The sequence below is a fragment of the Bradyrhizobium sp. i1.15.2 genome, from assembly GCF_040548425.1.
In the GTDB taxonomy this organism is placed as follows: domain Bacteria; phylum Pseudomonadota; class Alphaproteobacteria; order Rhizobiales; family Xanthobacteraceae; genus Bradyrhizobium; species Bradyrhizobium canariense.
On the sequence record NZ_JBEPRQ010000017.1, the window covers coordinates 59264 to 75056 of the forward strand.

Here is a 15793-nt window from a genome sequence, read left to right on the forward strand (position 1 = left end):
CACTTTCCTTGTCCGGCCGCCGCTTCCGGCGGCACGCCGGGAGGAACGTTCCGGCGCTTACTTCTTGCCGCTGGCCGCCGCGACCTCGGCCGCGAAGTCGCTTTCCTGCTTCTCGATTCCCTCACCGAGAGCATAGCGCACAAAGCCCGCGATCTTCACCGCGCCGCCGACCTTGCCTTCGGCTTCCTTCACCGCCTGCGCCACCGACTTGCCGGTGTCGTGGATGAAGGCCTGCTCGAGCAGGCAGACTTCCTTGTAGTAGGTCTTCAGGCCGGACTCGACGATCTTCTCGATCACGTTCTCGGGCTTGCCCTGCTGGCGATATTTGTCGGCGAGCACGTCCTTCTCGCGCTTGACGACCGCCGGATCGAGACCGGACGGATCGAGCGCCAGCGGGTTGGCGGCCGCGACATGCATCGCGATCTGGCGGCCAAGCGTTGCGAGCTCGTCGGCCTTGCCCGGCGATTCCAGCGCCACGATCACGCCCATCTTGCCGGCGCCCTCGACGACCGCGCCGTGGACGTAGCTCGACACCACGCCCTGGCTGACTTCGAGCGAAGCGGCGCGCCGCAGCGTCATGTTCTCGCCGATGGTGGCGATCGCGTCATTGATCGCGGTTTCGATCGTGACGTCGCCGACCTTGGCGGCCTTGATCTTGTCGACATCGGCGCCGACGTTGAACGCGACCTGGGCGATCATCTTGACGAGGCCCTGAAACTGGCCGTTGCGCGCGACGAAATCGGTCTCGGAATTGACCTCGACCACGACGCCCTTGTTGCCCTTGGTGAGCGCGCCGATCAGACCCTCGGCGGCGACGCGGCCCGACTTCTTGGCGGCCTTCGACAGGCCTTTCTTGCGCAGCCAATCCTGCGCCGCTTCCATGTTGCCGTCGTTTTCGGTCAGCGCGGCCTTGCAGTCCATCATGCCTGCGCCGGTCGACTCGCGCAGGTCCTTGACCATCGCAGCTGTGATCGTTGCCATCGTTCAAAATCCTTTTTGCCTGCCGGTTTGCCGCGGCGCGGCCAGATCGCCTCGCCGCGGTCCATCTCAGGAATTCGCGTCAACTGAAATAGTGGCCGGAACTTGTCCGGCCAACCCATCGCTCTTTTTGACTATTCCGCTTCCGCGGTCAGGGCCTTGGCCTTGGCCACCCAGGCGTCCGCGCGGCTCGGCAAGCCGACTTCTTCGCCGATCTTGTGCGCGGTGTCGTGATCGAGCTCGGCCAGCTGCCAGAAGTGGAAGATGCCGAGGTCGTTGAACTTCTTCTCGATCGCGCCCGACACGCCCGGGAGCTTCTTGAGATCGTCGGAGGTGCCACGCGGGCCGGCGAGGCCCTGGAAGCCGCTCGTGGCGGGCAGCTCTTCTGCGACCGGCCGAACCGAAGCACCGACGTCGATGCCGGAATCGCCCTGGGCGCGCGAAATACCGTCAATCGCAGCGCGTGCGATCAGATCGCAATAGAGCGCGATCGCGCGGCCGGCGTCGTCATTTCCCGGCACCACATAGGTGATGCCCTTCGGATCCGAATTGGTGTCGACGATCGCCGCGACCGGGATGTTGAGCCGCTGGGCTTCCTGGATCGCGATGTCTTCCTTGTTGGTGTCGATCACGAAGATCAGGTCGGGCAGACCGCCCATGTCCTTGATGCCGCCGAGCGAGCGATCGAGCTTGTCGCGCTCGCGCTGAAGCGTCAGGCGCTCCTTCTTGGTGTAGGAGGAGGCATCGCCGCCGGCGAGGACGTCGTCGAGATGACGCAGGCGCTTGATCGAGCCCGAGATCGTCTTCCAGTTGGTCAGCGTGCCGCCGAGCCAGCGCGAATTGACGAAATACTGAGCGCAGCGCTTGGCCGCGTCGGCAACGCCGTCCTGCGCCTGGCGCTTGGTGCCGACGAACAGAATGCGGCCGCCCTTGGCGACGGTGTCGCTGACCGCCTGCAAGGCGTTATGCAGCAACGGCACGGTCTGCGCGAGGTCGACGATGTGGATGTTGTTGCGAGCGCCGAAAATGAACGGCGCCATTTTCGGATTCCAGCGGTGAGACTGGTGACCAAAGTGCACGCCGGCTTCGAGGAGCTGACGCATAGTGAAATCGGGTAGTGCCATCGTTCTAATTCTCCGGTTGGTTCCTCCGGAAGCGTGTGAGCAGAACGGAGCGTTGTCGCCCCGGCTGCCACCGGACGGCCTTGTGAGCCATGCTTCCGTGTGAGATGGCGCGGTGTATAGCGCGATTTCGACCAGAAGCAAGGAAATAAGGGCCTTTCGGGGCGGCTTTCGCCCGCGAAAGGCCCTCTTCCGTAAAGATCACGCTGCGCCCGCGGACCCCACTAGCATTTGGGCTGGTTCGGCGGGCACTTCTTTGCCGCCGGCGGCGGAGCCGGAGGACGCGGTGGGGGCGCTGCTGGGCGCGGCGGCGGCGGTGGCGCGACGGCCATCCGAGGCGGCGGAGGTGGCGCCGGCCGGGCGACCGGCGGCGGCGGCGCGGGACGCGCCATTGGCGGCGGCGCCGGCCGAGCGACCGCGGCGGGCGGAGCCACCCGTGGCGGTGGCGGCGGTGCAATACGCGGTGGAGGCGGAGGCGTCGGGCGCGCCACGGCCTGAGGCCGCGGTGGTGGTGGTGCCGGCGGCCGGGCAGCCTGGGCGGGAGCAGCGGTCGGCTGATGCTGCGGCCGGATCGGCTCCCGCACCGCCGAGGGCGGCGGCGTGACCGGTCGTCCAACTGGGCCAGGAGGCGGAGGCGTGCGGGCAGCCGGCGGCGAGCCAGCCGGCTCCCGGGTCGCGGACTTGCCATGGTCCCCAGGCCCGGTCCCGGGCGGGGCCTGGGCAACCGGCGGCTTCGGCAGTTGGCCGGGCACAGCGGCCGGGCTTGTCGCCGTGGGCGCAGTCGCCGGCGCGCCGGTCGGTGCACCGGGATGGGCTGGCGGCGTGGTGCCGGGAGCAGCAGCCGTCGGCGCGCCCGTAGGCGCTCCCGCAGGCACTCCCGCAGGCACTCCCGAATGGGTCGGCAGCGGCGCGCCGGGAGCAGTGGCCGTCGACTGCCCGGGTCTGCCGCCCGGCAGTGGCCCGGCTCCCGCTGACGGTACAGGTGGACCGCCATGGGTGCCGGGAACCGGCAGCGTGTTGGCTTGGGGCAGCTTGGCCGGTGGCGTGGCAGATGGACTGGCAGGCGGAGCGGCAGGTGGCGTACCGGTCGGCGCGGCATTGGCGGGCGTCGCCGGAGGCGTTCCTGGCCTCGCCGTCGGCCGCATCGTCGCGCTCGGCGGCATCGGCGCCTTGCCCTGCTGAATCAGGGCGGCACGCTGCAGGACCGCCTGCGGCATGGCTGGACCAGCCGGATTGGTGCGCCCGGCAATGGCCGGTGTGAGATTGCCCGGTCCCGCTCCGGTACCCGCACCCGCACCCGCACCCACCGGCGGTGCCGGCGGCTGGTTGATCACTGTGTTGATGACCGTCGTATTATGGATGTTCTGATAGATGATGTTGTTCGGCGGCGGTGCGACATAGACCGGCGGCCTGACGAACACGGGAATCGGCACGAACATCGGCTGCGGCAGCACGAACAGGCCGATCACCGGCATCGGCGGCGACAGCACGACGAAATCCGGCGGCGGCGGCGGCAGATAGTAGACCGGCGGCGGCGGTGGCGGCGCGAAGCCAAAATCCGGATCGCTGAAATACAGTACGGGACGGTCGACATAGACCACCTCCTCCGGCGGCGGTGGCGGCACGTCGTAGTCGATCATCGCGAAGCTCGGCGGCGGCTCGGGCGGCGCGGTGAGAATCGCCAGGCGCCGGCGCGCATCCGCCGCATGCGGACCGCGCGGATAGCGACGCAGATACGACCAATAGGCTTCCGGCGTGTCGGTACGATAGGTCCGCCGCCAGGTGATGGCCTCGCGGCGCGCCGCGACGATCACCAACACGCGCTTCGACAGCGGGTCGCCGGGATAGGCGGAGAGAAACTCTTCGTAAGCTGGAAGCGTGTCGCGCGTGAGCGCGGCGGCATAGGCATCCTGCACGCCGAGATCGCGGATCGGCTTGTTGCGGATCGCAGCGACTTGGTCGGGCGCGGCCTCCGGCGGCGGCGCGTCGGGCCCGCGCTCGAAGAACGAGAATTGCGCCGATATCTTCTGCTCGTTCCAGGGCACCTGCGCGCCCTTGCTGGCCTCGTTGACGCGCAGGCGAACGCGGTCGAACACTTCGGGCAGCGGCAGGCCGCCGGTGCGGATCATCTCCGCCAGCGACTGCGCATAGATGCCGTACGGTCCGGGCTCCTCGGGCGCCACCGTGCCGGGCGCGGCGTCGAACGCGATCAGCATGTTGGCGTCGGGCTCGACCAGCGCAAGTCCGCTCGCGATCTGCTGGCCGCCCTCCACGAAGGGCTGCGCCCGCGCGGCGTCGAGCACGATGATGTTGGCCTTGAGCGGAACGGAGGCGAGCTGGCGGAGATAGTCGCCGATGCGCAAGCCTTCGGTCGGAATGTCGGTGTCGCGGGTGATGTTGGAGTCGACCGGGATGAAATAGTTCTCACCCGCAAGCTGCACGCCATAGCCGGCGAGATACACCATCGCGACGGTGCCCGGTCCGGAGGCCTGCGCCTTCTGGATGAAATCGCGAAAGCTCTTGCGCAGCGTGTCGCCGTCGAGATCGCGGGCGCCGACGACGTCGAAGCCCGCCGCCTGCAGCGTCTGCGCGATCAGGCCGGCATCGTTTGCCGTCGTCGCCAGCGGCGACTTGGCATAAGCGCCGTTGCCGACCACGAGCGCGATACGCTTTTCCTGCTGCTGCGCACGCGCCGGCTCCGGCGCGCCTGCGGCAAGGACCGCGATCGGCAGGAGAAGGCAAATGAAGGCTCTGAGCGTCCCACGCATGGCTTGCTTGCCCGTTTTGTTGTTGAGGTGCCGCCCCGCATCAGACGCGTGGCCAGCTGAATGGCACTTGAACGAAAGGCTTCCAAATAGCGAAGACTTGGATTGAGGCGGAGGGATGGCCACCCGCGCCGGCGTCAGCTCCGCGTAAGTGACGCGGCGACGCACCGGCGCGAGGCGAAGTCAGCCGGTTCAGCCCTGCGCGATCAGGTCGACCGTTCCCGTCGTGAGCCGATAGATGCCGCCGACGACCTTCAGCTTGCCCTGCTCCACGGCCGCGTTGAGGATCGGCGCTGCCGATTTCAGCTTCGCGATGTTGTCGATGACGTTCTGCCGGATCGCCTTGTCGAGGACGTCCCCGCCCTGCTGCATCGCAGCCTTGGCGGCGGGCGTGATCGCATCGACCAGCGAGGGAATATGGCCCGGCGGCGGCTTGTTGTCCTTGATCGCCTTCAGCGTCGCATCGATCGCGCCGCAAGCGTCATGGCCGAGCACGAGGATCAGCGGCGTATTCAGTACGGCCACCGCGTATTCCATGCTGGCGATGGTTTCGGTGCCGGCAAAATTTCCGGCGACGCGGCAAACGAACAGATCGCCACGGCCGGTGTCGAAGGCATATTCCGGCGCGATGCGCGAATCGGCACAGCTCAGCACGGCGGCAAACGGGTTCTGTCCGCCGACCAACGCCTCGCGCTCGTGCTTGAAATCGTGCCGCCGCGACACCCCGTCGACATAGCGCGCATTGCCTTCCGTCAGGCGCTTCAACGACGCATCGGGTGACAGCACGTTCTGCGGCTTGGGCGGCGCCTTGGTCTCCTTGGCGAAAGCATTGCCGGCGAGGGCAAGGCCGAACGCGGCGGCGCCAAACAGCATTGCGGACCGCCGCGACGGCCCAGCGTTTCCCTGCAGAGCTTCAGAGCATTTGTCGCACATGTCGCGTTTCCTCCCGGCGAGGTGGACGATGGCATCGCCGCGATCATAGCCGCAATGACGTGACGAAACCACAACATCCGCAGGGAGCACGCACGACCTTCAGCGCTGGCCACTCGATCAGAGCTGCTGCACGTCCACCACGCCCGCGACCGCCTTGATGGCGCCGGCGATCTGCGGCGAGACCTTGAAGCGGCCGGGCAGCTTCATCTCGACCTCGGTCTCGAGGTCGAGCATCATGACCAGCGAGACCTCGCCGTCGCCGTTGGAGCGGCGCGCTGTGCCGGGACTGCCGACCTTCGGCGCGGCGTCGTTCGAACCGGCCATGTCGGGACCGGCGAGACGCTTGGCGATCGATTCCAGGGGCTTGGTATCGCGCACGAAGATGCGCAGGCCCTTCTGCGTCTTGGCCGCCGCCTCGTCCAGCGGTTCGGCGTGGAGCACGCGCGCGCGGACGTCCTCGCCCTGAAGCTCGGCGCCGAGCTGGAGCAGCACCGCGGCGCCCGGCTCCAGCACGTCGCGATATTGCGCAAGGCCTTCGGAGAACAGCACCGCCTCAAAGTGACCCGTGGGATCAGAGAGCCCCATAATGCCCATCTTGTTGCCGGTCTTGGTGCGCCGCTCCATGCGCGACACCACGGTGGCAGCGACCTTGCCGGCGGTGGCACCGGTCTTCACCGCGCGGGAGAACTCGGCCCAGGACTGCACACGCAGCCGCTTCAGCACGGTGGCGTAATCGTCGAGCGGATGCCCCGACAGGAAGAAGCCGATCGCATCATATTCGCGGCGCAGCCGCTCGGCCGGCAACCAGGGCTCGATCTGCGGCAGCATGATGGTCGGCGCGTCGGCCGAGCTGCCGAACATGTCGTTCTGGCCGATGGTTGCAGCTTCGTTCGCCCGCTGGCATGCGGCGAGAATCGAGTCGGCGCCGGCGAAGACCCGCGCCCGGTTCGGCTCCAGGGTGTCGAAGGCGCCCGCAGCAGCGAGGCTTTCGATGATGCGCTTGTTGATCGCGCGCGGCGACACTCGCGCGGCGAAGTCGGCGAGCGAGGTGAACAAGCCGTTTTTGGTCCGCTCCGCGATGATCTGCTCGACGGCCGCAATACCGACGCCCTTCAGCGCCGCGAGCGCGTAGTAGATGGTCTTGTCGCCGACCTCGAAAGTCGCGCCGGAGCGATTGACGTTGGGCGGCTCGACCTTGATGCCGAGGCGCTGCGCCTCGGCGCGGAATTCGGACAGCTTGTCGGTATTGTTGAGATCGAGCGTCATCGACGCCGCGATGAACTCCACCGGGTAATGCGCCTTCATGTAGGCGGTGTGGTAGGACACCAGCGCATAGGCCGCCGCGTGGCTCTTGTTGAAGCCGTAGTCGGCGAATTTCGCCAGCAGCTCGAAGATGGTATCGGCCTGCCCCTTCGGCACGCCGTTCTTCACTGCGCCTGCAACGAAGATCTCGCGCTGCTTCTCCATCTCGGCGCGGATCTTCTTGCCCATGGCGCGGCGCAGCAGGTCGGCGTCGCCGAGCGAATAGCCCGACATCACCTGCGCGATCTGCATCACCTGTTCCTGGTAGATGATGACGCCGAAGGTCTCCTTGAGAATCGGCTCCAGCACGGGGTGGAGATATTCCGGCTCCTCGTCGCCGTGCTTGCGCGCGCAATAGGTCGGGATGTTCGCCATCGGACCCGGTCGATAGAGCGCGACCAGCGCGATGATGTCCTCGAAACGGTCGGGGCGCATGTCGACCAGCGCGCGCCGCATGCCCTGGCTTTCAACCTGGAACACGCCGACCACCTCGCCGCGCGCCAGCATCTGGTAGCTTTCGGCATCGTCGATCGGCAGCGTCGCGAGATCGACATGGATGTCGCGCGGCTTGAGCAGTTTGCACGCCACGTCGAGCACGGTCAGCGTCTTCAGACCGAGAAAGTCGAACTTCACGAGGCCCGCGGGCTCGACCCATTTCATGTTGAACTGGGTCACCGGCATGTCGGATTTGGGATCGCGATACATCGGCACGAGTTCGCTCAGCGGCCGATCGCCGATCACGATGCCGGCCGCATGCGTCGAGGCGTGACGGGTCAGGCCTTCGAGGCGCTGCGCGATGTCGAAGGCGCGCGCCACCACCGGGTCCTCGTCGCGGAACGCCTGGAGCTTCGGCTCGCTCTCGATCGCGGCGGCCAGCGTCACCGGCGCGGCCGGATTCTGCGGCACGAGCTTGGTGAGCTTGTCGACCTGGCCATAGGGCATCTGCAGCACGCGGCCGACGTCGCGCAGCACGCCGCGCGCCTGCAGCGTACCGAAGGTGATGATCTGCGCGACCTGGTCGCGACCGTAGCGCTCCTGGACGTATCTGATCACCTCGCCGCGGCGGTCCTGGCAGAAGTCGATGTCGAAATCCGGCATCGAGACGCGTTCCGGATTGAGGAAGCGCTCGAACAGCAGGCCGAACTTGATCGGGTCGAGGTCGGTGATGGTCAGCGCCCACGCAACCAGCGAGCCCGCGCCGGAGCCACGGCCTGGCCCGACCGGAATGCCCTGGCCCTTTGCCCATTTGATGAAGTCGGAGACGATCAGGAAGTAGCCCGCGTACTTCATGCGCATGATGACGTCGAGCTCGAACGCAAGCCGCGCGTTGTAGTCTTCTTCCGTCGTGCCCTGCGACAGCCCGTGCACGCGCAGGCGGTTGGCGAGCCCCTCCTCCGCCTGCCGCTTCAATTCGGCCGCCTCGACGGAGGCGGCATCGGAGCTTGCGGCAGCGCCGACCGTGAAGAACGGCAGGATCGGCTTGCGCGTCATCGGCCGGAACGAGCAGCGCTCGGCGATCTCGACCGTCGAGGCCAGCGCCTCCGGAATGTCGGCGAACAGCACCGCCATCTCGGCGCGGGTCTTGAAGCGGTGATCGGGCGTGAGCTGCTCGCGCTCAGTCTCCGCGATCAGCCGGCCGCCGGCGATGCAGAGCAGCGCGTCATGGGCTTCGTAATCGTCGGTCGCGGCGAAATACGGCTCGTTGGTCGCGACCAGCGGCAGGCCCTTGGTATAGGCGATGTCGATCAGGCTGCTTTCGACCCGCCGCTCCTTCTCGATGTTGTGGCGCTGCAATTCGACGTAGAGGCGGTCCCCGAACAGGCTGGCCAGACGCTCGCAGCGCGCCGCCGCGAGCTCGCTATAACCGCCGGCAAGCGCCAGCGAGATCGGCCCGTCCGGACCGCCCGTCAGCGCGATCAGGCCTTCGGTCTCGCCTTCGAGCCAGTCGAACTTGATGTGGGGAGCATGAGTGTCGGGCGTCTCCATGAACGCGCGCGAGTTCAGCCGCATCAGGCTGCGATAGCCGCGCTCCTGCGCGGCCAGCAGCACCACGCGCGAGGGCAGCAGCACGTTACGCGCAGTGGGATCCTGGTCGCCGAACTCGATCGCGATCTCGCAGCCCACGATCGGCTGGATACCAGAGCCCGCCATCTTGTCGGAGAACTCCAGCGCACCGAACATGTTGTCGGTGTCGGTCAGCGCCAGCGCCGGCTGATGGTCTTTCTTGGCAAGCTCCGCGAGCTTGGCGATCTTGATCGAGCCCTTGAGCAGCGAATAGGCCGAGTGAACGTGAAGGTGGACAAATCCGGCGCTCGGCATGGTCGCGTGACGGCCTCTTGCAGATGAGATGGAGCGGTCACCGGCACGGGAGGCATCCTGCACTCGCCCGGCCGACTCGCCTCATAATGGTGGGGCGTCACGCTGCCAGAGTCCACGCCAGAGCGGCCAATCGGCCGCGTCGTCCTGCTTTTCCCCAACCTGGCCAGCGCCTAGAGCTGCGGGAGCACCTGGGCCCAGATCGCGATCATCCCGACAAACAGCGCGATCGAGGCTAGCGCGGCGGCTTCTTCGACGAAAATCCTGAACATGGCTTACTCCATGGTGAGAACGTATGAAGAACATTGTTCTCATTTCGTTCTCAGGAGTCAAGCCATCTCGACCGTCTCGAAACGGAATGGTTAACCCGCTGAAGTCCAACAACAAAAAAGCCCCGGCCGATGGCCGGGGCTTTCGCCGACCGCTCGAAGTCGAGCGATCGATATCAGGCATCTACTCAGTAGCGGCCGAGGCTCGGGCCGCCGAACTTATAGTTCAGGCGGACGAGGCCCATGTCGACGTCCTGACGGATGCGATCGGTCGAGGGCACCAGCGCGAAGGTGACGTTCTTGTCCTGCAGGAAGATGTGGTTGTACTCGACGCCAACCGACCAGTTCGGGGCGAAACCGTACTCGAGGCCGGCACCGATCGTGCCACCCCAACGGGTCTGATCGTTCGAGGACAGCAGCGCGCCGCCAAGGGTCGAGACTTCATACTTGCTGCCGGCGACAGCCGCACCGCCCTTGGCGTAAACGAGGACGTTGTTCCAGGCGTAGCCGATCTGACCGGTGATCAGACCGAACGAGTCGATCTTGGAGCGGTTGCGCGTCGCAAACAGCGCGCTGACGTTGTCGCCGGAGAAGTCAGCCCAGTTGCCCTGACCTTCGATGCCGAACACCCACTGGCCCGACTGCATGCGGTAGCCGATCTGGCCGCCGACCGTGCCGCCGGTCGCATCGTGCGAACCCTCGCGGCCACCGCCGACGAGATCCCAGGTCGAATGGGCGGAACCGCCGCCGCCGTTGATACCGATGTAGAAGCCGCTCCAGTCGTAGATCGCGGCAACCATCGCCGGCGCCTTGGTGTAAGGCCGCGCAGCGAGGTCAGCAGCCAGCGCCGGTGCGGTCGCGCCGAGCGCGACAAGGCTCACAGCAGCAAGCAACAGATTCTTGTTCATTTGATTCCCGTTCCAGTTTCGTCGTTAGGCCCCCGGGCCGTGGCGTCGTCATACCAGCGCGCGACGGAATTGCTGTAACCTCGACGCCACAGTCCGCGCCAAAGGATCGCGCTTCATTAATGAAGATTTACCAGCGCGCGCTGGAAGCCCTTTGAAACAAGTGTTTTCACGAGTTCCATTGTCGATTACACGACATCTGCGGCACACGCGCGTGACAACGTCGCGCGCACGTTCGCGTGATTGGAGAATTGAATGCGCAGACGAATTGCCCTCCCCATTGTCGCCATATTTTCGCTCGCCCTCGCCACATTTGGGCTCACGCTCAGCGCAAGCGTGCCTGCGCGCGCGTTCGGGACCCACCATGCCTTCTGCCTGACCGGCGATGAATGGCCGGGGCTGAGCAATTGCACGTTCGACAGTTACGCGCAGTGCCAGGCGAGTTCGTCGGGCCGCGCCCTCACCTGCATCGCGAACCCTTATTTCGCAGGTCAGAGCGATGACCCCTATGCGTATCAGAACAGGCCGCGCGCGCAGGTGCCGGGTTATTCACCCGGTTACTACGTGCCGCGCTGAGATGCGTCGCACTCGCCTCGCGCTCCTCGCGATCGGCCTGCTCCTCGCGGGCGCGCCTGCGCGCGCGCAGACCTATGATCCGAGCTATCCGGTCTGCATGCAGATCTACGGCCCCGTTGGCTATTTCGATTGCCGCTACACCTCGCTCGAGCAGTGCAGATTTTTAGCAGTCGGTCGGTCGGCGACGTGCGTAGCGAACCCGTATTTCGCGCAGAAGAAGCCCCCTCGCCACTCGCGGCGCATCAATTAAATCGGGACTCTGATATGCGGCCCGCCTTTTGGATGCGGCCCGAGATCCGGTGGCTTGAGGACGCCTCCTTAACCAGCCATCGTCACGATCAACGGTCCGCTTCGCGTGGCGATCACCGTGTGCTCGTATTGAACGGTCGGCGCCTCGGGGCTGCTGTAGAGCGTCCAAGGATCATCGCCATCCTGTGCCCATTCGGCGCCGAGAGACAGGAACGGCTCGACGGTGAACACGAGGCCTTCGCTCATGATGCGGCGTTCGGAGCGGTCGGGCCATGTTGCGATCTCCGTCGGCTCTTCGTGGAGCGACAGGCCGACACCGTGACTGGCAAGGTTCCTGACCAGGCTGTAACCGTTCTTCCGCGCAAATGTCCCGATGGCCTGACCGATTCCGGCGATCGGCTTGCCGGCTCCAACCTGCTGCAGGCCCGTCCACATTGCGCGCCGGCCATCCCTGCAAAGACGTTCGACCACTCGCGTTGCGGGTGGAACGGCGAACGATGCTCCCGTATCCGCAAAGAAGCCGTTCTTCTCGGCTGACACGTCGATGTTCACGAGGTCCCCACGCGCGATCCGCCGATCGCCCGGGATGCCATGAGCGATCTCCTCGTTCACGCTGATGCAGGTTGCGCCCGGAAAGTCGTAGGCCAGCTCCGGAGCCGAACGTGCGCCGGCAGCCTCCAGCAGTACACGCCCGATCCGATCGATTTCGGAGGTGGTCATGCCCGGCTCGAGCGCCTTCCCCATTGCCTCCAGGATATTGGCGACGATGCGCCCGATTTCTTTCAGGCGCGCGAGGTCGTTGTCATCCGAGATTGTCATTTCATGCTCTTCCGAAAGCCGGGACATAGCCCTTGTGACGGCGGCTTGCAAACGGGAGAGACCGTTTCCAAAGCGCGTTCAGATATCGTCAAGCAAGCTGCGGACTTTGGCAGCCAGGTCTTCGATAGCGAAGGGCTTCGGAAGCAGATGCTTGCCGGCATCGAGCACGCCATTGTGAACGATTGCATCGCGCGTGTAGCCGGTGGTGAACAGCACTTTCAGCGCCGGGAATCGTCTCGACAGCTCGGCCGCCAGCTCGGCGCCGGTCATGTCGGGCATGACGACATCCGTGAACAGCAGATCCGGAACGAAACCATTTTCGATCGTCCTGATCGCCTCTTTGGCGCTGGCTGCCTCGATGACGGTATAGCCAAGTTCGCGCAGGCTTTCGGACGACATGCTGCGGACGCGCTCGTCGTCTTCCACGACGAGAATGGTTTCGTTCTGATGGCTCGCACCGGCGGGTGTCTCTTCCTGCGACAGATCTGAGCCCGCCTCCTCGCCGGCGAAGCGTGGAAGGTAGATCTTCACGGTCGTGCCAACATCGACTTCCGAGTCAATTTTGACATGGCCGCCCGACTGCCGCACGAAACCGTAAACCTGACTGAGGCCGAGGCCGGTGCCCTTGCCCACGACCTTGGTCGTGAAAAACGGATCGAACACCTTACCGAGCACATCGGCCGGAATTCCCGTGCCGTTGTCCGTCACCGCGACGAGAACGTACTGCCCGGGTGCGAGTGCGTACTCGCGAGCATATTTTCGGTCTATCGAGGCGTTGCTGGTTTCTATCGTCAGCCTGCCGCCCTTCGGCATGGCATCGCGCGCATTGACCGCGAGATTGATCACGGCGCTTTCGAGCTGGGCCGGGTCTGCCTTGACCCGCCAGAGGCCCGCCGTCAGCACCGTATCGAGGCGGATTAGCTCGCCAAGCGACCGCTCGAGCAGCTCGCTCATCCCGCCGACCATCTTGTTGATGTCCACGACTTCAGGCGCGAGCGGCTGCTGGCGCGAGAACGCGAGCAGTCGCTGCGTCAACGTAGCTGCGCGATTTGCACCGTCGATGGCGCCCTCGATGAAGCGGTCTATGCTGACCTCTCCCCTGCTGAGCCGCCGCTTGGCAAGGTTCAAGCTGCCGAGAATCACGGCCAGCATATTGTTGAAGTCGTGAGCAATACCTCCGGTCAATTGACCGACGGCTTCCATCTTCTGGGATTGCCGCAATTGCTCTTCAGCTTTCATGCGCTCGGCGATTTCGTCGGCAACACGTTGCTCCAATCCCGCATTGAGCGCCTCGAGCCGGGTCAAGAGCTGGGCGTTGTCGATAGCGGTGGCGGCATGGCCCGCAATACCAAGCAATGCGGATTCATGCTCGGCCTGGAATTTACCCGTCTCTGCGTGACCGAAGAAAAGTCCGCCGAAGACTTCGCCGGTGCGCGAGATCACAGGGACCGCCAGATAGGATCGGACCGGAAGATGGCCCTCGGGCATGCCTTTCCGCGGCGCGTTCTTGCCATAGCGGGGGTCCTGCAGAATGTCGTCGGACCTCACCACGCCGGAGCCCTCGAAAGTCGGGCCAAAGAGGGCGGTGTTGCGCGGCATCGGAAAGTTTTCAAACGCGGATGGCGAGGCACCGGACAGCGAATACAGCATATAGCTGCCGCCATCCGGCGCCAGAACGTTGTAGAAAAAGGCGCCGAATTGAGCACCCGTGAGTCCGACGCCGGCATCCGTGACGATCTGGACGATCTTGTCGAGGTCGCGTTCGCGAGAGACCGAGGCCCCGGTATCATTCAGTATTCTGAGATGACGCTCGGTTTTCTTTTGCGCGGTGATATCCAGAACCGTTCCAATGAACCGAACAGCCTGGCCGTCGGCAAAGATGGCTTGACCGGTCGCGGCGATCCAGCGTTCGACCCCATCCTCGATGCCAATGGTCCGGTATTCCATGTTGTAGTTTGGCGGAGAGTGCGGCGTCAGCGCTGCGGAGACGGCCTCGTGGGCGCGCTGCCGGTCCTCGGGATGAAGGCCCTTCAGGAACGAGCCTTCATAGCTGACTTCGGCGTCGGGCGATAAGCCGAATACCTCCTTGCAGCGGCTATCCCATCGAAGAACGTTGTTGACCGGGTCGTAGTCCCAGGTGCCGATACCAGCCGCCTTGTTTGCAAGCGTCAGTCGTTCGGCAGCCTCCCGCGCCGCCTGTTCCGATCGGACGCGCTCGATGTGGGCCCACGATCGCTCGGTCACTTCGGTGAGCAAGGCGAGTTCGCGCGGCGTCCACTGGTGCGGGCCGCGGTGATGAATCGCCATCAGGGCGGTCAGTCGCCCTTCTTTCACCAAGGGCATGCAAATCGTCGAACCGATCCCGATGTTCTGGAAAGTGGCGGCTTCGTCCGGCGCAATCTCCCTTAGATTGTCATTGATGATGAGCGGCCTGCCCGCACTCAACTCTCGCACCGCCTGCTTGCCAAAATCGGCCAGACTGTAGTGACCGATGATATGCATTGCGCCGGGCGCGGCCCAATCGCCGCGTATGGTGAAGCCGTCCTGGTCCGGATCCATGTCGGCGTAGGCGCAGTTCGAGACGCCGAGATGCTCGCCGACCATTTTGGTCGTGACCGCCATCACGCCGTCGGCATCGCGAGTCCTGGCCGTCTCCTTGTTGAGTGCGTCCAGGAAAAGCAGGCGGGCTTCGTTCTCCCGCACAGCCGTTTCCGCACGGCGGCGCTCGACGGCCGTGCGCGTGCGCTCGGCAACATCGCGAATAAGCTCCAGCTCTTCGGGGCTCCATTCGCGCGGCTTGGCATCGTTCAGATAGAGCAGCGCCACGACCCCGTCGGGCTCCGAGATCGGCATGTTGACGAGCGCGCGCGCAGAGATCGCCTCGAGAGCATTGGCACGATCGCCGACGCGAGGGTCTTTCTCCGCATCGGCACAGACGACGGTCTCGCCCCGCTTGAGGTCTTCGATGTAGCTGCCATAGTCGCGAAACTGCAGCACGCCTGCGAGGCTCAGGATGCCCGGTGCGTTCCAGTCGCGGACAATGGTGATGGTCTCGGCTGAGGTGTCGACCGTGCCGTAACCTGCCCTGCTGACGTTCAGGCTGCGGCCGAGCAGCTCCGCCGCGGCGTAGGCGAGATCGTCGGGATTGCTGATCTCTCGGATGTAGTCGCCGAGTGTGGCTAAGACGGAATTGCGATCGGCCGAGCGGACCCCGGTCGCTGTCGTCATTGGTGTTCCCCTGCCACTTCCCTAGCTCCACGAGGAGCCAGCCGTTTGATCGTCCCGCTGCTGTTCGCTTCGACCACAGGTAGCCCGCCTGACTTTCTGAGTGATGCAGCCGGGTCGCGCAAATTGTCTGCGCGATAACCGCATGATGGCATTTAGGTTCCCGTCGTCACCGTCCCTGGGAGGCTGCCGTTCTGCCTGCTCCCACTTGGTCGCCAGATTACCAATCCAGACGTGGCGGACGGACCCTGGAAACTGGAAAACGAAGCGCGCCCCTTCGTCCGCAAGATCGCGATGCTGAAGAAGGAGAACGGCGCTTCGTTCCGGCCTATGGA

The 15793-nt window shown here is 65.1% G+C and carries 10 protein-coding genes; 2 read left to right on the plus strand and 8 right to left on the minus strand.

What is annotated here, in order from left to right; genetic code table 11:
* Positions 1-57 precede the first annotated feature (57 nt).
* The 6 genes from tsf to ABIB80_RS26085 form a co-directional block, all read right to left on the minus strand.
* A complete protein-coding gene (gene tsf, locus ABIB80_RS26060; protein ID WP_007603626.1) occupies positions 58-981 on the minus strand; it encodes a translation elongation factor Ts in 924 nt (307 codons plus the stop codon).
* Between the two features lie 131 nt (positions 982-1112).
* Entirely contained in the window at positions 1113-2102 is a 990-nt protein-coding gene (locus ABIB80_RS26065) for a 30S ribosomal protein S2 (protein WP_007603625.1), read from the minus strand.
* Positions 2103-2323: 221 nt separating this feature from the next.
* Positions 2324-4867 carry a caspase family protein gene (locus tag ABIB80_RS26070; RefSeq protein ID WP_354128695.1) on the minus strand — a complete coding sequence of 848 codons (2544 nt, stop codon included), beginning with the start codon at positions 4865-4867 and terminating at the stop codon, positions 2324-2326.
* Positions 4868-5056: 189 nt separating this feature from the next.
* Complete coding sequence (locus tag ABIB80_RS26075) at positions 5057-5797, minus strand: carbonic anhydrase (protein WP_219682199.1); 741 nt, start codon at positions 5795-5797, stop codon at positions 5057-5059.
* A 117-nt stretch (positions 5798-5914) separates the two neighbouring features.
* Positions 5915-9418: a DNA polymerase III subunit alpha gene (gene dnaE / locus ABIB80_RS26080; RefSeq protein ID WP_354128696.1), complete on the minus strand. Its 3504-nt coding sequence runs from the start codon at positions 9416-9418 to the stop codon at positions 5915-5917.
* Positions 9419-9872: 454 nt separating this feature from the next.
* A complete protein-coding gene (locus tag ABIB80_RS26085; protein ID WP_007603620.1) occupies positions 9873-10592 on the minus strand; it encodes an outer membrane protein in 720 nt (239 codons plus the stop codon).
* A 252-nt stretch (positions 10593-10844) separates the two neighbouring features.
* Here ABIB80_RS26085 and ABIB80_RS26090 point away from each other — a divergent pair, with 252 nt between their 5' ends.
* Entirely contained in the window at positions 10845-11165 is a 321-nt protein-coding gene (locus ABIB80_RS26090; RefSeq protein WP_219682201.1) for a DUF3551 domain-containing protein, read from the plus strand.
* Position 11166: 1 nt separating this feature from the next.
* Positions 11167-11415: a DUF3551 domain-containing protein gene (locus ABIB80_RS26095; protein ID WP_219682202.1), complete on the plus strand. Its 249-nt coding sequence runs from the start codon at positions 11167-11169 to the stop codon at positions 11413-11415.
* Between the two features lie 68 nt (positions 11416-11483).
* Here ABIB80_RS26095 and map read toward each other — a convergent pair whose 3' ends face one another.
* Together map and ABIB80_RS26105 are read right to left on the minus strand one after the other, a co-directional pair.
* Positions 11484-12233, minus strand: coding sequence for a type I methionyl aminopeptidase (map, locus tag ABIB80_RS26100; protein WP_219682256.1), 750 nt, complete (start codon positions 12231-12233; stop codon positions 11484-11486).
* Between the two features lie 78 nt (positions 12234-12311).
* Positions 12312-15461 (minus strand): GAF domain-containing protein, encoded by a 3150-nt coding sequence (locus ABIB80_RS26105; RefSeq protein ID WP_219682203.1) that lies wholly within the window; start codon positions 15459-15461, stop codon positions 12312-12314.
* Positions 15462-15793 lie beyond the last annotated feature (332 nt).

Bases quoted from the DNA above. Each gene is read 5' to 3' on its own strand.
- tsf (WP_007603626.1), bottom strand. From the start codon at position 981: ATGGCAACGATCACAGCTGCGATGGTCAAGGACCTGCGCGAGTCGACC.
- ABIB80_RS26065 (WP_007603625.1), bottom strand. From the start codon at position 2,102: ATGGCACTACCCGATTTCACTATGCGTCAGCTCCTCGAAGCCGGCGTG.
- ABIB80_RS26070 (WP_354128695.1), bottom strand. From the start codon at position 4,867: ATGCGTGGGACGCTCAGAGCCTTCATTTGCCTTCTCCTGCCGATCGCG.
- ABIB80_RS26075 (WP_219682199.1), bottom strand. From the start codon at position 5,797: ATGTGCGACAAATGCTCTGAAGCTCTGCAGGGAAACGCTGGGCCGTCG.
- dnaE (WP_354128696.1), bottom strand. From the start codon at position 9,418: ATGCCGAGCGCCGGATTTGTCCACCTTCACGTTCACTCGGCCTATTCG.
- ABIB80_RS26085 (WP_007603620.1), bottom strand. From the start codon at position 10,592: ATGAACAAGAATCTGTTGCTTGCTGCTGTGAGCCTTGTCGCGCTCGGC.
- ABIB80_RS26090 (WP_219682201.1), top strand. From the start codon at position 10,845: ATGCGCAGACGAATTGCCCTCCCCATTGTCGCCATATTTTCGCTCGCC.
- ABIB80_RS26095 (WP_219682202.1), top strand. From the start codon at position 11,167: ATGCGTCGCACTCGCCTCGCGCTCCTCGCGATCGGCCTGCTCCTCGCG.
- map (WP_219682256.1), bottom strand. From the start codon at position 12,233: ATGACAATCTCGGATGACAACGACCTCGCGCGCCTGAAAGAAATCGGG.
- ABIB80_RS26105 (WP_219682203.1), bottom strand. From the start codon at position 15,461: ATGACGACAGCGACCGGGGTCCGCTCGGCCGATCGCAATTCCGTCTTA.